The sequence below is a fragment of the Alcaligenes pakistanensis genome, from assembly GCF_014652815.1.
Lineage (GTDB): Bacteria > Pseudomonadota > Gammaproteobacteria > Burkholderiales > Burkholderiaceae_B > Alcaligenes > Alcaligenes pakistanensis.
This window is the reverse complement of the sequence record NZ_BMZN01000002.1, coordinates 940,575-959,803: the sequence shown is the minus strand read 5'-3', so window position 1 is coordinate 959,803 and position 19,229 is coordinate 940,575. Positions and strand designations below refer to the sequence as shown.

Annotated in this window: 15 protein-coding genes; 4 read left to right on the top strand and 11 right to left on the bottom strand. The window is 54.8% G+C overall.

Annotated elements, in window-relative coordinates; translation table 11 throughout:
* The first annotated feature begins 1,109 nt into the window (after positions 1-1,109).
* The gene (gene rng / locus IE156_RS09295; RefSeq protein ID WP_189392215.1) at positions 1,110-2,573 is read left to right on the top strand and encodes a ribonuclease G; all 1,464 of its coding nucleotides are present in this window, start codon (positions 1,110-1,112) and stop codon (positions 2,571-2,573) included.
* On the opposite strand, the gene IE156_RS09290 is transcribed toward rng, so the two are convergent.
* From IE156_RS09290 to msbA, 4 genes are all read right to left on the bottom strand, one after another.
* Positions 2,560-4,341, bottom strand: coding sequence for an amidohydrolase (locus IE156_RS09290; protein ID WP_229841148.1), 1,782 nt, complete (start codon positions 4,339-4,341; stop codon positions 2,560-2,562). The genes rng and IE156_RS09290 overlap by 14 nt on opposite strands.
* A 354-nt stretch (positions 4,342-4,695) precedes the next feature.
* Positions 4,696-5,226 (bottom strand): P-loop nucleotide/nucleoside kinase family protein, encoded by a 531-nt coding sequence (locus IE156_RS09285; protein ID WP_189392214.1) that lies wholly within the window; start codon positions 5,224-5,226, stop codon positions 4,696-4,698.
* A gap of 145 nt (positions 5,227-5,371) precedes the next feature.
* The gene (locus tag IE156_RS09280; protein WP_189392213.1) at positions 5,372-5,830 is read right to left on the bottom strand and encodes a hypothetical protein; all 459 of its coding nucleotides are present in this window, start codon (positions 5,828-5,830) and stop codon (positions 5,372-5,374) included.
* A gap of 30 nt (positions 5,831-5,860) precedes the next feature.
* Complete coding sequence (gene msbA, locus IE156_RS09275; protein WP_373296507.1) at positions 5,861-7,654, bottom strand: lipid A export permease/ATP-binding protein MsbA; 1,794 nt, start codon at positions 7,652-7,654, stop codon at positions 5,861-5,863.
* A 146-nt stretch (positions 7,655-7,800) separates the two neighbouring features.
* Here msbA and IE156_RS09270 point away from each other — a divergent pair, with 146 nt between their 5' ends.
* From IE156_RS09270 to IE156_RS09260, 3 genes are read left to right on the top strand one after another with little or no spacing between them, the layout of a single operon-like run.
* Positions 7,801-8,706, top strand: a complete 906-nt coding sequence (locus tag IE156_RS09270) for a glycosyltransferase family 9 protein (protein ID WP_189392211.1) — start codon at positions 7,801-7,803, stop codon at positions 8,704-8,706.
* Positions 8,703-9,467 (top strand): YdcF family protein, encoded by a 765-nt coding sequence (locus IE156_RS09265; RefSeq protein WP_189392210.1) that lies wholly within the window; start codon positions 8,703-8,705, stop codon positions 9,465-9,467. Before IE156_RS09270 ends, IE156_RS09265 begins: the two co-directional genes overlap by 4 nt.
* Positions 9,464-9,730: a YkgJ family cysteine cluster protein gene (locus tag IE156_RS09260; protein ID WP_189392209.1), complete on the top strand. Its 267-nt coding sequence runs from the start codon at positions 9,464-9,466 to the stop codon at positions 9,728-9,730. The genes IE156_RS09265 and IE156_RS09260 overlap by 4 nt, the downstream gene beginning before the upstream one ends.
* A 68-nt stretch (positions 9,731-9,798) precedes the next feature.
* Here the strand turns inward: IE156_RS09260 and IE156_RS09255 are convergent, their stop codons facing one another.
* From IE156_RS09255 to dnaE, 7 genes are all read right to left on the bottom strand, one after another.
* Positions 9,799-10,914: a glycosyltransferase family 4 protein gene (locus tag IE156_RS09255; protein ID WP_189392208.1), complete on the bottom strand. Its 1,116-nt coding sequence runs from the start codon at positions 10,912-10,914 to the stop codon at positions 9,799-9,801.
* A 157-nt stretch (positions 10,915-11,071) separates the two neighbouring features.
* Positions 11,072-12,250 (bottom strand): glycosyltransferase family 4 protein, encoded by a 1,179-nt coding sequence (locus IE156_RS09250; protein ID WP_189392207.1) that lies wholly within the window; start codon positions 12,248-12,250, stop codon positions 11,072-11,074.
* Positions 12,247-12,963 carry a polysaccharide deacetylase family protein gene (locus tag IE156_RS09245; protein ID WP_373296513.1) on the bottom strand — a complete coding sequence of 239 codons (717 nt, stop codon included), beginning with the start codon at positions 12,961-12,963 and terminating at the stop codon, positions 12,247-12,249. The genes IE156_RS09250 and IE156_RS09245 overlap by 4 nt, the downstream gene beginning before the upstream one ends.
* 33 nt (positions 12,964-12,996) lie before the next feature.
* Positions 12,997-13,803, bottom strand: a complete 807-nt coding sequence (locus IE156_RS09240) for a glycosyltransferase family 2 protein (protein WP_189392205.1) — start codon at positions 13,801-13,803, stop codon at positions 12,997-12,999.
* Positions 13,776-14,618 carry a polysaccharide deacetylase family protein gene (locus IE156_RS09235; protein WP_189392204.1) on the bottom strand — a complete coding sequence of 281 codons (843 nt, stop codon included), beginning with the start codon at positions 14,616-14,618 and terminating at the stop codon, positions 13,776-13,778. Before IE156_RS09235 ends, IE156_RS09240 begins: the two co-directional genes overlap by 28 nt.
* A complete protein-coding gene (locus tag IE156_RS09230) occupies positions 14,615-15,721 on the bottom strand; it encodes a glycosyltransferase family 4 protein (protein WP_189392203.1) in 1,107 nt (368 codons plus the stop codon). The genes IE156_RS09235 and IE156_RS09230 overlap by 4 nt, the downstream gene beginning before the upstream one ends.
* Positions 15,718-19,194: a DNA polymerase III subunit alpha gene (gene dnaE, locus IE156_RS09225; protein ID WP_189392202.1), complete on the bottom strand. Its 3,477-nt coding sequence runs from the start codon at positions 19,192-19,194 to the stop codon at positions 15,718-15,720. The genes IE156_RS09230 and dnaE overlap by 4 nt, the downstream gene beginning before the upstream one ends.
* Between the last annotated feature and the right edge of the window lie 35 nt (positions 19,195-19,229).

Here is a 19,229-nt window from a genome sequence, read left to right as displayed (position 1 = left end):
CAGTTGCCTGTCGTTCCACTTACTAACCCGGTTAGCTCGTCGCGCTGAGCGCTTCAAACTTCGCTGTGTTAGCAGCAGAGAAACGAGATTATGAAGCAGATCAGGCGGCGTGTCAAGCGTTTTTTTGAAGAAGCTAGAAAGTTTTAACACCGTCTAACTCGTCACGCTCAAACCAGAACTTTCGCTCCGTCCTACCTGATGAACAATCAACCGTGAGGCTAACCATCCAACTTCACAAACAAGGGTAAATTTTCAAAAGTCTTTTCAAACACTTAAAAACTTAACGTTGCGTTCTCTTAGGGATAACCTAGAACTTTAACACAGAATTTTGAGATCTGTCAAGCTCCGAGTTTCCACCCTGCCAGTTACCTGGCCAGCCATCTAAGTATCGGTGCGGGCCTTCTGGCCAAAGCGGTGATTCTTGTCTAACTGCTCTCTGTAGCGCTTCGGGGTAAACCCCTGTCTGTGCTGCAGCGAGAAAAGAACTATAGCACGATGAATTTGCGGCTTGCAAGCGTTTTCATAGGGAAAAGCTAGATTATTTGCCCTCACTTTCCCTGAAACTCGTTAAGCCCATGAATTATAAGGAAAAGCTATTTTAATAAATTTTTATACTAGCGCGTGAGTCAGTAGCCCCCCTGCTCCTCGCATTCCACTACTACTGTTTTTCGCCTCCTTTCAACCCATTCAATCCTTGGCTATCGCCTCCCCACCCAGAAAAGTAGTGAAAGTTATTGATTGTGTGACCTGCTCCATCCATCCATCCATCCATCCATCCATCCATCCATCCATCCATCCATCCATCCATCCATCTAGCTGACTGACTGACTGACTGACTGACTGACTGACTGACTGACTGACTGACTGACTGACCAAGCTACAAAAAGAGGTTCTATTCATCCCTCTATATATAGAGGGGCGTAATGGACGCCTTAGCAATCCCCGAAACCCAGGCCGCCATTAGCCATACAAGTACAGGGAAGTGCTAGCAAGCCCGATTAGGGAAGCACTCTCTATCTATAAAGACTCTATATAGTCATAAAGGCGTAGCAGCCTCACAGACTTGGCCCTACACTAGCCCGGAACAGTCATTCCTAAGCGAAACTACTATGCATGAAGACATCCTGATTAACGTTACCCCTTTTGAAACCCGTGTTGCCCTGGTCGAGCAAGGCGCTGTCCAGGAAATTCATATTGAACGCAGCATCCAACGCGGCTATGTGGGAAACGTCTATCTGGGTAAGGTGGCTCGAGTTCTGCCAGGCATGCAAAGTGCGTTTATTGATATTGGCCTGGAGCGTGCGGCCTTTATCCATGTGGCCGATTTGCGGCAAAACCGTGCCGAACGCAATCAAGGCACCACCACTACGCCCATTGAGAAGCTCTTGTTTGAGGGCCAGTCTCTATTAATACAAGTCATCAAAGATCCACTGGGCACCAAAGGCGCGCGCGTCTCCACCCAGATCAGCATCGCCGGTCGCATGCTGGTGTATCTGCCTTTTGATCCCCATATTGGCGTGTCTCAGCGTATTGGCTCAGACGCAGACCGTATTGAACTACGCGAGCGCGTCAGCCGGCTGATGCCTGAGGATGAAAAAGGCGGTTTTATCGTGCGCACTCAGGCTGAATGCGCCAGTGATGAAGAAATTAGTGCTGACCAGCAATACCTGCGTACTTTATGGACACGTATTCAGGAACGCATCCGTGAACAAGGTGCCCCTTCGGTCCTTTATACAGACTTGAGCCTGGCGCAACGTGTTTTGCGCGATATGGTCACCCCAAATACCCAGTCCATCATTGTGGACTCGCGCACAGTCGTGCAAGAGATGAAGGAGTGGGCGCAGATCTATACCCCTTCTGTGCTAGAGCGTATCAGCCACCATAAAGGCAGCCGCGCTCTATTTGATACAGCCCATGTCGACGAGGAAATTAACCGAGCCCTGTCGCGCCGGGTGGATTTGAAGTCCGGTGGCTATTTAATTATTGATCAGACAGAAGCCCTGACGACTGTGGATGTGAACACAGGTGGTTTTGTCGGTGGCCGCAACTTTGATGACACGATTTTTAAGACCAATTTGGAAGCCGCGATCGCTCTGGCGCGTCAACTGCGCCTGCGTAACCTGGGCGGCATCATCATTTTGGACTTTATTGATATGGACGACGCCACTCACCGGGAGTCTGTATTACAAGAGCTGCAAAAAGCCCTGTCCAAAGATCGCACCCGTGTGACTATTAATGGCTTTAGTCAGTTGGGTCTGGTGGAGATGACGCGCAAGCGCACCCGTGATTCGTTAGCACACCAATTATGCGAGCCCTGCCCGACGTGCCAATCGCGGGGCTCGGTGCGCACTGCCCGCACGGTCTGCTATGAAATCCTGCGCGAAGTTCTGCGCGAGGCCAAGCAGTTCAACCCCAAGGAGTTTCGTATCTTGGCGGCCCAGGAAGTGGTGGACTTGTTTCTGGAAGAGGAAAGCCAGCATTTGGCTGTGGCGGGTGACTTTATTGGCAAACCTATCTCGCTGGAAGTAGATCCACACTACTCCCAGGAGCATTACGACATTATTTTGCTGTAAGCGTCATTTTTGGGACGGAGGATTGGCTCTGCAGCCAGTCCTCTCCATGCACCACGCGCCCACCCAACAAGGTCAACAAAGATTGCGTCTGGTGTAATTGACGAGCAGGTACACGCAACGGGTCCTGATTCAATACGGCAAGATCGGCTAACTTGCCTGCCGCCAGACTGCCCCGCTTATCTTCAGCAAAGGCCAGCCACGCGGCGTCTCTTGTGTAGAGCGTCAAAGCCTGTTCGGGTGTGAGCAGCAAATCCGAACGGCGCTGGACGACTCCGCCCAAGGAACGCCCCGTCACCTGATACTCAATGGCCTGCCAGACTCCAGCCACTCCAATACGCGTGGCATCTGTTCCGCCCGCCACCTTCATACCCATGTCTAGCGCTGCCTTAGTAGGCGGGCTTTGCTCGGCGACCCGAGGACCGTTAGCAGCCAGAATGGCGGGGGCTTCGAAGTAAGGCCCCATTTGTACGCTAAAGGCCAGTCCCAGCTTCTGCATGCGCTGCAAAGTTTGGGCTGATCCGGTATTCAAATGCGCCAATGACCAGCGCAAATCCTTGATCGGGTACTCACGAGCGACTTCTTCAATCGCATCGAGAATAGCTGCAGCGCTGTCGTCCGTATAGGCGTGCAGCTCGACGGGAACACGACGCTTTGCGGCATAACTCAGCGCCTTGCGCATCTCCTGTTGATCCCTTGGTGACGATGCAAAACCCGGTTCCATACGAACGGCGTCATTCATCCCCATGATCAAACTCTCACCCAACCCCAAAAAGGCTAGATAGCCATCATCATGGACAGAGGACCGATACGCCATATGGGTCTGAACCCAGGCTGTCTCATTTCCGCCGGGTGGAGGAGACAGGCGATAGCCCACACGGATATTCAGCGCCCCCTGCCGATGAAGTGAAAAAAGAGGCTCAAAAGCAGCAGGGCCACCCGCCGAGGGATCAATAAAGCCGGTCACCCCGCGCGCATTCAAATCCTGAAAAAATGCTAGAAGATTAACTTCCTGATCCAGGCCTTGGCTGATCTGAGCAAACAAGGCATTGAATGACCCTATTCCCCCCAACAGTTTCCCTGTTGCCTTGCCTTCCTCGTCCCGCTCTATGGTGACGCCCACAGGTACCAATGGCTGGGGAGTGTTCAATGCCAACACGGCGATTCCACGACTATTGACCAGAGCGTAGTCATAGAGTGACTGCACATAAACAGGGTGCTCAGGCAAGGCGCGATCCAGATCAACAAGGGTGGGCGCACGTTTTTCTGCAAACTGCTGGGGAATCCAGGACCCGACCACAGCCAGCCACTGATCCGGACTGCGCGTTTGTGCGGCGCGCTGTAGCTCCAAGAGCCCGGCTTGCAGGCTGAGCGCATCGTGCCAATACGTCTCGAACAAGTACGTCTGGCCACCGCGTATGCCATGCAGGTGAGCATCAATCAGACCCGGAATCACGACATGCCCTTTGGCATCCACCACGTGCGTGTCGGGACCTATTTGCGTTTGAACATCCGCATCATCACCGACTGCGCTCAAGTACCCTCCCCGTACCGCCAATGCCGTGGCTCTTGGCTGGTCTGGATTCACGGTCAACACTTGGGCATTACGAATAACGATATCGGCAGTGTCTTTTGTCCGGTTTGCAGCGCTGCCCAGACTATCGGTTCCGGGCTGAGCATAAGCCATAGCACTGCTCAGACTAATAACGGCCAGCAAGCTGCGCACTAGTAAGTGATCAGAGGAAAGGCAGCTCAAGGCATTACTCATCATAGTCAGGGTTTCCTGTTTCGGAGTTTGGACGTTATCAGCAGACAAATAGCGGGCTCAATTAATACCAAGGTAAAGCCACGCTTCAAAGTTTTGTCTGCCGGCGTCTAGTCAGCAGCGAGTCCCAAGAACAAGGGTTACGGGCTAGCCCAAGCTGCTGCATAAAAGCACCAGCATCGCGGAATGGGGAAACTCACTATAAACAGCCGAAAACAAGCTCGGTAGTAGGCATGGGGACACCTCAGCGTCTCATATTTGGAACAATGAGCGCGATCTGGTTGTGATTACCCAAAACTCAAGGGCTTTACGACACAATGCTTTGAGCTTGCCCAGCCTGAGCATCACTTTGAGAATAGGTCACTCTGTGACCGGGTGATGGATGATCTGAAAACCCTCTGACTCTTGAGGCGCCACAAAATAACGGCTGAACAAATCAAACTGCGCCTCGGTGGTTTCAAAGGGATGTTCACCACCCGCATTGCGAGCATGCAAACGCGCCTTGCATATCTGATCCGACACATCCAGGTAATGCAGCTCGTGGGCAGCCGCTGATTGCTCAATCAATCCGCGTGCCCAAGCTCGGGTAGCCAAGGTGTTGGATGGAAAGTCCAGCACTGCCGATACGCCTGCCCGCAGCAAATCTGCAATATGTGCGGCCATTGCAGCACGCAGTTGCGCCGAACAACGGGCGTAATCTTCCAGGGACTTGATTTGACCGGGATACAAGTTCGCCAGCCAAAAGTCCTCACTAATCAGGACCGTCTGCACCTGTTCGGAGAGTTTCCTGGCAAAGGTCGATTTGCCCGCCGCAATTTTGCCGCAAATCAGATAGAGCGTCGCTTTTGTGGTGGCTGTCTGTTTGGGGCTGGGCGTAGAAGCAAAATCCATAATGGTCTCTAGTGATAAGAAGGGCTTGGAAACAATAAACCCGCCTGAAAAGGCGGGTCAAGGTACATCACAGCGAAGTTCGAGAAAGCAGGCATCAGCCACTTGATGAGAGCGAACAAACACCTCCCGAACAAAACCTATGGATTTATACTGGTGCAACGGGGACGAAATCATCCTCGGGCAAGACTTCTTTAGGCGCGTCATCCGGATTACACACGCCAGGTGCTCGGATCGACGTGAAAATCTCCTTGATTTCTGCCTTTACGTCAGCACGATAGCTGTACACCTTGGCATCGACCCAGCCTTTTTGCATCAGAGTCAGGTCAACCAGAATGGATTTATCCCAGCCCGCCCCTGGCTCCAGTTCAAAGCGCAAGGTGCCGTAGCTGGCCTGGCGCTCGTCCATCTTGAACACTGCCGCTTTGCCACATTCGGCCTGATGTTTGAACAAAGCACGCTGAATACCGACAAAATCAGTGTTAATGCGTCGCTCAGTCTTGAAATAACTGGGACGTCGCAAATCCTGTTCTCGCAATTCCCCGGGCTGCGTGGCGCAACCCGCCAAAACAGCCAGCCCGGCCAGCGCAAGAATGATTTTTTTCATGATGTTCCTTATCGTGCAGCACCGGGCTGCTTATTCGTTGAACTGAAACTGCATTTGGTAGAAACCAGCATAGACGCCGTTACGGGCCAGCAATTCATCATGACGGCCCTGCTCAATAATCTGTCCTTCGTCCAGCACCAAAATCTGATCAGCATTTTGTACGGTAGACAGACGATGCGCAATCACCAAAGTGCTACGCCCTTTCATCAGGGTTTCCAAGGAGAGCTGAACCTGACGCTCGGACTCGTTATCCAAAGCCGAGGTCGCTTCGTCAAGAATCAGAATAGGTGCGTTTTTGATCAAGGCACGGGCAATGGCCAGACGCTGACGCTGTCCACCGGACAGGGTGTTAGCGTTCTCTCCCACCATGGTGTCCAGGCCTTGGGGCAAGCCTTCGACAAACTCACGCAAATTAGCTGCTTCCAATGCTTCCCAAATGCGCTCGGGGGGAACGTCGGCACCCGCGCCGTAAGCGACGTTCTGGCCAATACTCGCTTCAAACAGCACCACATCCTGGCTGACCAAGGAAATCTGGCTGCGTAAGCTGCGCAGGCTGAGCTCGTCCAAAGGAATCCCATCTACTCTGACCTGTCCGCTGGTCGGTATTAAAAAGCGCGGCAGCATATTGGCTAAGGTCGTTTTTCCACTCCCCGATCGGCCGACCAAGGCGATGGTCTGACCAGGTTGCACCGCAAAGCTGACATCCGACAGAGTGTCACGATGCGAATTGGGGAAACGATGACGAACCGCTTCAAACTCAATATGCCCACGCACGGGCTGAGTGAATTCGCGGGTCCCGGTATCAGGCTCCGGATCTTGGTCCACCAGTTTGAAGACGCTTTCCGCTGCCACCAGCATGCGCTGCATGGTGCTGGTGATATTGGTCAACCGCTTGATAGGATCAAAAATCTGGCCCAAGGCTGCCATGAAGGCAGCAAAGCTACCAATGGTCAGGGTGCCGGTATTGGCTTGATACAGCGCCACAAAAATGACCCCCGCCACGGCAAAGGACACAAACAGCTGGGTAATGGGTGACAAGGCGGCATCTGCCGACGCCGCACGCATGGCAAAGCGCCGCAGACGTGCGTTCACATACATAAAGCGGGTATTTTCACGCTCGTAACCATCAAACAGTTTGATGACGCGTTGAGCATCAATCGCTTCGCTGACGACACGGGTCAGCTCGGCATTCATATTGACGGTGTCGCGGTTGATGCGTCGCAGACGGCGTGACACCAGTTTGGCAACGAACACCGAGGCGGGCATTACCAAAAACACAATGACGGTCAATTGCCAGGACATGTAGAGCAGAACGCCCAGCAAAGCAATGACCGTAAGGGTTTCACGCACCACAACGGTGATGACTTCCGTGGCAACCCCGGTCATCGTGCCGGCATCAATCGTGAAGCGATTGAGCAAACGGCCTGTATCACCTTGTTTGAACTCTGAGTCCGACAAACCGAGCAGCCGGGAAAACATATCCGCCCGTAAAGTCAGCAACATTTTGTTGGCGACCCAGGCAAACAAATAAGAGCTACCGTAACTGGTCACACCGCGCACAAACATCAGCCCGATCACCGCCAGCGGGATGGACCAGATATAGTCAGGATTGGTGCCTGTAAAGCCACCGTCCAGCAGGGGCTTCATGATCACCGCCAGCACGGGCTGTGTCGCCGAGGAGATACTGACCAGAATCAGCGCCAAGCCGACTACCTTCCAATAAGGCAGCAAACGACTGTAAATGCGCTTCCAGAGATCAGATTTGACGGGATCGTGCCCAGCAGGCTTGATTTTGGTTTCTATGGCGTTGGACAACGAGGACACCTATATACTATCTAATTGTGTTTATTCTAACGCTCATTGCCTGAATCAAGCGTCCCCGCTCTCTTTCGTTATGCCTAGTTGTCCTGTTCATGTCTGATCCCTCTGCCCTTTATTTGCGATTGCCTAATTGGCTAGGCGATGTATGTATGAGCCTGCCATGTCTGCAGACTCTGCTGGACACGGGTGTACCAGTGGTCGTTTGCGCCCGTCCATGGGCCCGCGAACTGCTGTCCGCTTACCCTTTGCATGGCTTCATTCCCATGACCAGCCACTGGCGGCAAGATGCCAAAGCCATACGCCGCTATCGCCGCCAGCACGGTCACCGCAACGCCTACGGCGTCCTGCTTCCTGACTCGCTCAGCAGTGCCCTTAGCTTCAAGCTGGCCGGCCTGCCCTCTTGCGGTTACCGCGATGATGGCCGTAGCCTTTTATTACGTTGGCCTTTAAATAAGCCGCAAAACCAGTTGCACGCGGTGCAATCCTGGTTCTATATTGTTCAACAGGCACTGGGCCTGTGGAATCTGGGCCCAGTCCCTGAGCAAGCCCCGGCCACCCTGGATTTAACGCTTAGCCCCCTGCAACGGCAAGAAGGTGACAACAGCCTGCGCCAAGCCGCCCTGCGCCCCGGCGACTATATTCTGATCGCCCCCACCGCAACGGGATTGCATAAAGGCCGCGTTAAAGTCTGGCCTTATTTCGACCAACTGACCCGCCATCTGCAAGCCCAAGGCAAAACCGTCATTATGTGCCCCCCGCCCAACGAGCATGAGGCTGCCCTGCACAATGCGCCCAGCGCACGTTGCTTGCCGCCCCTGCCTTTAGGGGCCTTTGCACGGATTTGCCAACAGGCGCAGTGGGTTATTTGCAATGACTCTGGTGTCTCGCATATTGCCGCGGCCATCAAGGCCCAGCAGCTGACTTTGTGCGGCGTAACCAACCCTGAGGACACTGGTCCCTGGTCACCCCGGGCTCTTTCCCTGGGTCGTGACGGCCAATGGCCTACGCTGGACGAAGTGGTGCATGTCCTGGAGTCAGAGCGGGAGCACCCATGAATGTATCAACCATCCTGACCAGCCTGGTCATTCCGCTGAATTTGTTTGCCGCCCTCTTGTTGGTGGCTGTCTTGCTGTTCATCGTGCGACTGCGCAAAACCGCTGTTGCCCTGGCTCTGGCAGGTTTGCTCTGGACAGGTGCCTGGTCCTTGCCAGCGACCAGCCTGTATGCCGGCGGGTACTTGGAAAGAATGTACCCCTACCAGGCGGCTGACCAAGTGGCCGAGGCCGATGCCATTGTGGTTCTGGGCGGCCATACGGCCCAAAACCGCAGCAATTGGTTCCTGCCTCAAACAGCACAGAAAACCTCGGCACGGGTAGAACGAGCAGCGGATCTGTATAAAGCAGGCCGCGCTCCCTATATTGTTCTGTCGGGTGCGGCTTTGGACGGCGGAATCAGTGAAGCCCAAGTCATGGCTAACACCTTGAAAAATCTGGATGTTCCTGCCTCGGCCACCTTAATGGAAAACAATAGCCTGACCACGCAGCAAAACGGCGAATACACCGCCCACCTGCTGCAGGAAAAACAGGCCAAGCAGGTACTGCTGGTAACTTCTGCCCTGCATATGCCGCGTGCTATGGCCATTTTTCGCAAACAAGGCGTGAGTGCGATTGCTGCAGGTGCCGCTCCCCAGCTGACCGTACCGAATGATCCTGAGTTTTCCATGTGGAAACCCAACTTGATGGCCTTGCAGTCCAGCCGTTCCATCATCAAGGAATACGTAGGGATTCTGGTTTACTGGTCTCGAGGCTGGGCGTGATTTGTCGTTCTGAATGTGGAGCCTGCTGCATTGCTCCCTCTATTTCCAGCCCCATTCCGGGCATGCCTCACGGCAAACCGGCCGGCGTGCCCTGTATTCAATTAGATGAACAACTGCGCTGCCGGATTTTCGGTCAGCCAGAGCGACCTGCTTGCTGCTCTGGCCTGCAGGCCTCGCAAGAAATGTGCGGCAGCCAACGAGGAGAGGCCCTGATCTGGTTGGCCGAACTGGAAGCCCTGACCGCTCCACCTATCAAGAACTGAACATAAAAAAAGGCGTTCTGAAATAAACCCAGAACGCCCTTTTTATCAGAACCCAAGCCCACTGAGCCTTATAGCGCTCGCGCTTTCAAGTAGGCCTGATAGGTATCAACTGAAAAACGCTGCGCATCAAAGCGCATCTCTGCCCGTACCCTGGCCCGCTGACCCACTGTTTTCAAACAGTATTTTTGACACAGCATTTCCCGCAGGTGGGCTTCGATGGCATCTACATCGCCAGATGGCACCACCCAGCCTTCATGCAAATGCTCGATGCTCTCAGGCAAACCGCCAGCATTGGAAATAAGCACAGGCAAGCCCAAGGCCAAAGATTCGTAACAAGCGTAGGACGCTGACTCTTTGTAAGACAGAACAAAGCCCACATCACAGGCTGCCAGCACTGAGCGTACATCCTTCACCAGACCAGGAAAGACCACTTGCGCCGCGCAGCCCAGAGCCTGCACTTTCTCGCAAACAGCGGCCGTCGGCGGGTCTCCCGCAACCAGAATACGAACCCGCTGCTTTAACTCCGGCTCCAGACGAGCAACGGCCTCCACCAGCAGCATCCAGCCTTTTTCCAGATCCGTTCCTCCCACTGAGCCCAGAACCAGACAGTCCTCGGGTAGATCCGGACCAAAAAGCGCCAAACGGGCTTCCTGCTTTTCCTGCGAGGGGACAGGGCGGTAATGGTCCAGATCCAGCCCGTGATAAATCCGTTCAACCTGACAACGCCGGTAATCGGAATTTGCCAGTTGCCGGGCGACATAATCGCTGACCGCAATGCAAAGATCCGTTCCAAAGCGCGCCCGTAAACGGTTGCCCATGCTGTGAAGGCGATTCGTATTGTGTTTGGTCCAGATAATGACCGGGGGATTGGGCAAGGTCTTACAGGCAATCATCACATGGCGGTGATCGGTACTGCCATTGCAATGCACAATATCAAAGGCTTCGCGCTGAAGAAAACCGCGCAAACGCCATATTTCTGACAAGGCGCGACCTATACGGGCTGTATAGAGCCCCGGCAGCACTCTGACACCCGGTATCTGCAAGGCCTCACGATACAGTCGGCCCGTTGCTGGCGCTGCCAGGGTGAATTCACACTGATCAGCCAAACCACGCAACAAACCCAAAATGTAGGTGACATGGCCGCCGCCATTCCCATGGTGAATATCAGTGATCAGAACCTTCAAAACTCGCTCCGCCAGCGGCTGGCAATGACAGACAAATGCTCAGGCCGAGCATCGATAGGCCACAAAGTGTATCCGCTATTACGTAAGCTGAACAATGACTGAACAGCAGTTTTGACGTTTTAGTACCAGCAAGAGAGAAAACAGCGTTTCAAAGCCATTAAGCTTGGCGGCGTTGCAACACTTTTTGATAGAGTTCCTGATACCGAGTCGCGACCGCTGGCCAACTGAACTGAGCCAGCAGCTCGCGGGAATTCTCGACCAGATTACGGGCCATGACCGGATCCCGGCTTATTTTTTCTATGGCCTGGGCCAGTTCTTCAGCATTTTCCGGATGCGTCAGCAACAAGGCGTGATAGCCGCCCTGAACATATTGAGCAAAGCCGCACCAGGGGCTGGGACTTAAGACAACCGGCAAGCCATAGGACATAGCCTCCAGGGGCGCCATGCCAAAGCTGTCGTTCAAGGTTGGATGCACATAGACATCCGCAGCGCGATAAAAGGGTTCGACATTAGATGTTTCGCCCTGCAAGATCACGCGATCTTGCATATTCAAAGCCTGCAACTGCTGACGCATCTGGTCACGCAGGCCCGGCTTGCCTCCCACTACCAAAAGGCGGTAATGAGACGGCAGTTGTGCCAAGGCTTCCAGCACCGTATTCAAGCCTTTACGCAGCGGATTGCGTGCCACCAATAAGCAGACGACCTGATCTTTACTAAAGCCTAAGGACTCGCGAACCTTGGCTCGTTCCTCGCCGTGGTGATCGGCCTGCGGCAAGGCAACGCCTGGAGCGATAACCGGATATTCATGCACGCTGCCATATGCCTGTTGCAACTGCTCGGCAATCAAGCCAGAAACAGCGACAACTGCATGGGGGCCGGGGCGCAGACGGCGCTTTTCCAGACCCAGATATCCCCAAACCCGAGGGCTAAGATACGAGCCCAGTTTTTTAAGCCAGGGCAGCGGCCGCACACGCCAGTTAAAACGTACGGGGGTGACATGAACCACTTCCACATCCCCACACCAGCCATTCATGTGCGAGTGCACAATATCGAAACCTTGGGCCGTGGCTTTAGCCGCCTGACGGGCAAACAAGATGCCGCGTATCCAGCCGGGCCAATGTGACCAATGGCGTATAGGTACATAGGCCAGTTTCAAATCACAGCGGCTGTCGTATTCACGCGCAAACACCGTGATTTCGTGTTTTTGGACCAGCTCGCGCATCAACTCCACACCATAGGCTTCAGCACCACCAAAGCGGTTGCCGAAACGATCGACGACAAAGGCAATGCGCAGGCGTTCCGGGACAGGGTTGTCGTGAGCTTGGTCGGGGTTCATGAGCGGGAGACCGTTCTGCGCTTGTCTTCCAAGCGTGTCACGCACTTTTGCACGAAGCGCAAAATATTGGTGGAACGCGAGACGGTGACACGTGGCAGATCAAATAAATCATCATCTGAACGAACCAGCCCACGATTGGTCGTGGTGGCATTCAGATAACCGGCCTGGCGCACCTGTTCACGGATAGCCTGATTCTGATCACCATAGGGATAGCAAAAGGCACTGACGTCCACTTGCAGCGCATCTTGCAGCTCTGCTTTGGATTGCACTATCTGGTAGTGAGCAATCTCGGAGGATACGTCGGTCAGATGCACGTGATCCAGCGTGTGCGAGCCCGCTTCATGGCCTGCGTTCACCCAAGCACGCAGCTCAGGTAGAGACATCAGGCCGGAATGCGGTACACCTTTAGGCTGATCCCAAAAGTTGGAGCCGTCCAGATGCCGGGCGACGATGTAATTGGTGGCCGTAAAGCCCAGTTCGTCCAGCACCGGCATGGCATTTTGAAAGACGTTGCGGTAGCCGTCATCAAAGCTGATTCCCACGACCTTGCCTTGCTTTTCACCACGCAAATACGGCATTAACTGCGCCATGGACAAACCACGGTAGCCCAAGCGCTTCAACCAGGTCATCTGGCGTCGGAAATCGGTGGGGTGCACGGTCAAACCGCGATACGGCGAGCCCTTGGGAGCAGGCACCCCGACCTGGTGGTACATAAGAATCGGAATCATAGGCGGCATTATAAGGGGCTAATCAGACTTCTGACGGGTGTAATACCAGAGCTTACTATAACGAAACAGGCTGCCAGAAGCGGCCATACACGCCAGGATAAAGCCTTGCGGGCCGTCCAGAAAACCTCTGCGCACCACGTAATGCCGCACAAAGGTCCAGCTGGCATGAGCAGCAATGCCCGGCAGGCTGGTGGTCTTGCCCTTGGCCTGCATCTGACGTGCCGCGTCCGAAGAATAGCGGTTGATCTTGTCGATGAAGACTTCAAGGCTGGCGTAAGGGTAATGTAAAAAATGACCATCCAGAACCAAGACAGGATGCTCGGTTTGCACACTTTCATGGACTTGGGCGTCGTTAAAGCGGGCCGTGCCGCGCTTGAACAGGCGCAAGACCCGGTCTGGCCACCAGCCACTATGGCGCATCCAGCGTCCGGCAAATTCGGACAGGCGGGAGATTCGGTAAGCCATAGCGCGCGGCTGGGCTATTTCCTGCTGAATCAACTGGGCCAGCTCCGGGGTGACACGCTCGTCCGCATCAATGGACAGCACCCAGTCGCCCGTTGCCTGATCCAGAGCACGGTTTTTTTGCGGTCCAAATCCGGGCCAGTCCGGGGTAATAGTGACTTTCGCCCCCATAGACCGGGCAATTTCCACAGTGTCATCGCTACTGCCTGAGTCCACCACGATGATCTCGTCCGCAAAAGACACTGATTCCAGGCACGCACGAATATGAGCCTGCTCATTTTTGGTAATCAAGATAACGGACAGGCGCTTGCCGGAGCCAGACACCCCGCCGTGGTCTACTTCTGTCGTTGACGACGACGCCATGCTTTCCACCTATTGAAAATCGGACCAATCACGGGGTGTATCGCCACGTTCAGCCTGCGCCCTATCGATACGCCAGTGGTATCGCGCACGGCAAAACGATAAATATGCAGCGGGTCGCTACCGGGCTGGTTGGAGCCGAAGGCTTTAGTCGTATACAGGTAGCGAAACCCCGCCTGCTGAGCGATCTGTACGTAGTCAGGATCAAAATAGCCCTGCGGCCAGCACAACTGATCGGAAACGCTACCCATATTAGCCATCAAGGTCTTGCGAGACTGCTCCAGCTCCCAGCGCATCTTGTCATTCTTTTGATCACGCTGCTCACTTAAATCCCAGCGGGTATGTGTGTGCGTGTGGCTGTGGAACTCAAATACGCCCTCGGCCTGCATGGCGTGGATTTCACTCCAGCGCAAAATAACTTCGTCGCTACGTCCCTGCTCGATACGCGCTTCACATTCGCGGTGTACCGGACACGCTGGCAGGTCCTGAGCTTGACCCCGATAAGGGCGCACCGGGCCGTCTTTGATCCAATCCGTCACCAGAAAGATCACTGCATTGAAACCATATTTTTTCAGCAAAGGGTAGGCATACACCCAATTGTCCAGGTAGCCGTCATCAAAGGTGATCAGCACCGATTTGGGTGGAACGCCCTGCCCTTGCAGATGGCCCACAAACTGTTCCGTTGTCAGGCTGGTCCAGCCATGGCGCTGCAACCATTGCAGATGCTGCTCGAAATGCTCGGGGCTGGCATTGATCATGCCCCCTTCAGGGGTGACATGGTGGTACATCATGACGGGTACCGTGCTGGCTACTTTCATCCCTGCAGCTCCTTTAACCAACGGTAATATGCGCTTTCGAGCCGATCGCCCATGGCAATAGGCGTAAAGCGCTCGTCGCTGCGGCAAAACACTCGGCCGGCGGCTCCCATTTCCTGACGTAGTTCGGAGCTTTGAATCAGTTTCTCCAAAGCGGCACGCCACTGTTGGGCATCATGCAGATCCGCCAAGAAGCCGCTGCGGCCTTCCTGCATCATCTCAGACACACCGCCTACGCGGCTGCCCAGCACTGGAATGCCTGCACTGCCAGCTTCTACAAATACGGTACCCGAGGCTTCCATATGTGTCGCCAGGGCAAAGATATCCAGATTAGGCAGAATCGACGGCACGTCCGAGCGAGCGCCCAATAGATGTACCCTGCCCTGCAAGCCAAATTCGGCGATCAAAGCCTGTAGCTGCTCATAACCTGGCGAACCGCCCCCGACCAAAACCAGATGCAATTGGGGATAGTGGGCAAACAAAGGCTGCATGGCGGCGATCAGTTCGTGATGGCCTTTTTCGCGTCGCAATACAGCGACGCAACCCACCAGCAAGGTATCCGCTGCCAAACCCAACTCAGCACGTAAATCTAAGGCTGGGGCAGCATCGATCACATCAGGATCGACACAGGGATACACCACCTGCACATGCTCGGGTTTGATCCCACGCTCAATCAGATGGTCGCGCACATAATCGCTGGGGGTAATAACTCGTTTGGGCACAATGGTGTAGGACATCAAGGAGCCTACTTTCTTGGCCAGATGGCGTGTACGCACAATCAGCGGCGTACCAGCCAGACGTCCCGCCACCCCCGCCAGCATGGTGTCCCGGCGGCTATGGCTATTGAGCACATCAAACTTTCCCTGACGTAAGACTCCACGCAGCTGACGTACACCACGCATATAGTTGGCCGGCCCGTCCATCAACAAGGTATGAACCACAAAGCCTTCTTCGCGCAAGCGCTCGGTCAACTGGGCATGAGGTTGGCACGCGGCCTCCACCTGGTGCCCACGATCGCGCAAGATACGCATGGCACGCAGGATGTAATTCTCCTGACCGCCAAAGCTGGTGGCCGCTTCCGAGTGCAAAATGCGCAACGGCCTCATCGGTAGCTGATCTCCACCTCGTGCGTGGCATCCCATCCTTCCAGCTGCTCGAGCAGAGAATCTGCCAGACGGACACGCCATTGCGGGCCTAACTGCACCACGCATTCGTAGTCAGGACGCAGTAGCTGCACTTCAACCGGCACGCCACCTTGCTCTTGAGCCCGATGCGGTGTCAGCAAGGTCTGCAGGCGTTGTGCATCCGCATTATTATTCAGGCCAATGCTCAGGCAACTGGCACGCGCTTCACGGGCCAACTGCAGGTCAAAAATCAAATCAGCATTGATACGCAAACCGCCGGTGTAATCATCGTTACTGACCTTGCCCTGGATGATGATCAACTGGTCTTCTTTCAGACGCTGACGGTGCTCTTCAAATAATTCATTGAAGATAGCCACTTCCAGCTGGGCCGAACCGTCGTCCAACATGGCATACAGCATCTTGCCGCGACGGGTCATACGCACGCGCACGGCGGACAGCACGCCCGCAAACCACTGCGGGCTGCGTGAAGCTTCCAGGCGGGCCAAGGGCGTAGGTGCGAAACGGCGAACTTCATCACGCCAAGCATCGAACAAGTGGCCACTGAAGTAAAAACCCAGGGCCGTCTTTTCCTGACGCAAACGATCTTGCAGGCTCCAGGGGGCCACTTTCGCGACCTCACCTTCCACAATATCGTTGGAGTCATCAGCAAACAGCGAAGACTGATTCGCGCTGCGTTCAGCCTGATCAGCCGCTTCTGTCGCTGCGCCAATGCTGGCCAGCAAAGCGGCGCGGTTTTCATCAATCGAATCAAAAGCACCGGCGCGGACCAGGGCTTCAATAGTGCGCTTGTTAACCTGATGACGGTCCACACGGCGGCAGAAATCGAACAGGCTGGTGTAGGGCCCAGCTTCTTTACGTGCCTGCACAATGGCTTCCACCGCAGACTGCCCGGTTCCTTTCACCGCTCCCAGACCAAAACGCATGGTGCGAGGTGGCAAGCCTTTTTCGGTGTAGCTGTCCTGGACAGGCTCAAAGCGGTAGTTGGACGCGTTGATATCTGGTGGCAGCACGGCCACACCGTTGGCGACCGCATCTTTCCAGAAAATCTGCACTTTGTCGGTATCGTCCATATCGGACAGCAAGGTTGCCGCCAGGAACTCTGCCGGATGGTGCGCCTTCAACCACGCTGTTTGATACGCAATCAGTGCATAAGCCGCCGAGTGACTCTTGTTAAAGCCGTAACCCGCAAACTTTTCCATCAGGTCAAACAGCTTGACCGCCAACTCGGGGTTGTGGCCTTTTTTAACCGCCCCTTCCTCGAACAAGACCCGGTGCTTGGCCATTTCCTCGGGCTTTTTCTTACCCATGGCGCGACGCAGCAAGTCGGCGCCACCCAGCGAGTAGCCACCGATAATCTGCGAGATCAGCATCACCTGTTCCTGGTAGACGATGACCCCGTAGGTGCTGCTTAGCGTGCTCTCCAGATCCGGATGGAAGTAATCGACTTCGGCGCGACCGTGCTTACGGTTCACGAAGTCCACGACCATGCCCGACTCCAGTGGCCCCGGACGATACAGGGCCAGCATGGCGATAATATCTTCAAAGGTGGAGGGCCGCAGGCTGCGCAGCAGCTCTTTCATACCACGCGATTCCAGCTGGAACACCGCCGTGGTATTGCCCTCACACAAGATCTTGTAGGAAGCGTCGTCATCCAATGGCAGGGCCATGATGTCGAAATCACGCTTGTCCGCATTGAACTGGCGCACGTAGCGCACAGCCCAATCCAGAATGGTCAGGTTACGCAAGCCCAGAAAGTCGAACTTGACCAGGCCGGCGGCCTCCACATCGTCCTTGTCGAACTGGGAGACGGCATTGGCATCGGGGCCAGGCTGTGCATACAGGGGGCAGAAATCAATCAACTTGCCCGGAGCAATCAACACGCCCCCAGCGTGCATACCTACGCTACGGGTCAGGCCTTCCAATGGACGGGCCAGATCAATCAGGGCTTTGACTTCCTCGTCGTTCTCGTAGCGCTCACGGAAGGCGGGCTCATCGGCCAGCGCACGTTCCAGCGTCCAGGGATCGGCGGGATTAAAAGGAATCAGTTTGGACAGGCCGTCGCACAGACTGTAGGGTAGCTCCAGCACCCGGCCTACGTCGCGCACGACGGCCTTGGCGCCCAAGGTACCAAAAGTGGCGATCTGGCTTACCGCCTGACGGCCGTATTTCTGTTTGACGTAATCAATGACGCGTTCGCGGTTGTCCTGGCAAAAGTCCACGTCAAAGTCAGGCATGGAAACCCGCTCGGGGTTCAGGAAACGCTCAAACAGCAAGTCATAGCGCAAAGGGTCCAGATCGGTAATGCCCATGCTGTAGGCCACCAGAGAGCCGGCACCCGAGCCTCGACCCGGCCCCACTGGCACGCCGTTGTGCTTACCCCAGTTAATGAAGTCCGCCACGATCAGGAAGTAGCCGGGGAAACCCATGGAAATAATGGTGTTGCATTCCCACATCAAGCGCTCTTCGTAGGTCGGACGCTGTTTTTCGCGCTCGACAGGATCGGCGTACAACTGCAGCAGACGGGTCTCCAGACCTTCTTTCGCTTGTTGAATCAGGAAGTCGCCCAGCGACATACCTTCAGGCGTGGGGAAGTCCGGCAAATAAGGTTTACCCAGCTCCATTTCCAGATTGCAACGTTTGGCAATTTCCAGCGTATTTTCCAGCGCAGCAGGCACATCAGCAAAACGCTGCTGCATGTCGTCCGTGCTCAGGAAATACTGCTCAGGCGTAAAACGCTTCACACGCTTTGGATTAGCCAGTTGTTCGCCTTCGGCAATACACACGCGCACTTCATGAGCGCGGAAATCGTCAGGAGCAATAAACTGAACCGGGTGCGTAGCCACCACGGGCAAATCCATATCTGCAGCCAGCCGCATGGCGGCCTGCACATACTGTTCGTCACCGTCCGCACCGCTACGCTGCAATTCAATATAAAAAGCGCCCGGAAACAGGTCTTGCCAGTGGCGGGCACAGTCGCGTGCCTGTTCCAGGTTGCCATCGGCCAAAGCCTGCCCCACATCACCCATACGTCCACCAGACAGGGCAATCAGGCCACTACACTCTTTCAGCCAGGCACGCTGTACTTCCGCCCGCCCCTTGTACTGGTTACCCAGCCAGGCACGCGTCAAAATATCGCACAGGCTTAAATAGCCCGCTTCGTTTTGCACCAGTAAAAGCAAGCGCGACGGTTTTTCACGGTCTTCCTCGTTCTGTAGCCAAATATCACAACCCATGATGGCTTTCAGCCCGGCTTTACGCGCCGAGGTATAGAACTTGATTTGTCCAAACAAGTTGCACAAATCCGTCAAGGCCAGTGCAGGCTGCCCATAGGCCTGCGCTTTTTTGATCATTTCGGGAATACGGGAGATGCCGTCCACCACGGAGAACTCCGAGTGGGATCGCAAATGGACAAAGGAAGGGGTGATTTCGCTCATGATGGAATTGTACTTAAGCCGATAGACATTGGTGA

What these genes read in the sequence shown, in the direction of transcription:
- rng (WP_189392215.1), top strand. Translation starts at nt 1,110, where the DNA reads ATGCATGAAGACATCCTGATTAACGTTACCCCTTTTGAAACCCGTGTT.
- IE156_RS09290 (WP_229841148.1), bottom strand. Translation starts at nt 4,341, where the DNA reads ATGATGAGTAATGCCTTGAGCTGCCTTTCCTCTGATCACTTACTAGTG.
- IE156_RS09285 (WP_189392214.1), bottom strand. Translation starts at nt 5,226, where the DNA reads ATGGATTTTGCTTCTACGCCCAGCCCCAAACAGACAGCCACCACAAAA.
- IE156_RS09280 (WP_189392213.1), bottom strand. Translation starts at nt 5,830, where the DNA reads ATGAAAAAAATCATTCTTGCGCTGGCCGGGCTGGCTGTTTTGGCGGGT.
- IE156_RS09270 (WP_189392211.1), top strand. Translation starts at nt 7,801, where the DNA reads ATGAGCCTGCCATGTCTGCAGACTCTGCTGGACACGGGTGTACCAGTG.
- IE156_RS09265 (WP_189392210.1), top strand. Translation starts at nt 8,703, where the DNA reads ATGAATGTATCAACCATCCTGACCAGCCTGGTCATTCCGCTGAATTTG.
- IE156_RS09250 (WP_189392207.1), bottom strand. Translation starts at nt 12,250, where the DNA reads ATGAACCCCGACCAAGCTCACGACAACCCTGTCCCGGAACGCCTGCGC.
- IE156_RS09245 (WP_373296513.1), bottom strand. Translation starts at nt 12,963, where the DNA reads ATGTACCACCAGGTCGGGGTGCCTGCTCCCAAGGGCTCGCCGTATCGC.
- IE156_RS09240 (WP_189392205.1), bottom strand. Translation starts at nt 13,803, where the DNA reads ATGGCGTCGTCGTCAACGACAGAAGTAGACCACGGCGGGGTGTCTGGC.
- IE156_RS09235 (WP_189392204.1), bottom strand. Translation starts at nt 14,618, where the DNA reads ATGAAAGTAGCCAGCACGGTACCCGTCATGATGTACCACCATGTCACC.
- IE156_RS09230 (WP_189392203.1), bottom strand. Translation starts at nt 15,721, where the DNA reads ATGAGGCCGTTGCGCATTTTGCACTCGGAAGCGGCCACCAGCTTTGGC.
- dnaE (WP_189392202.1), bottom strand. Translation starts at nt 19,194, where the DNA reads ATGAGCGAAATCACCCCTTCCTTTGTCCATTTGCGATCCCACTCGGAG.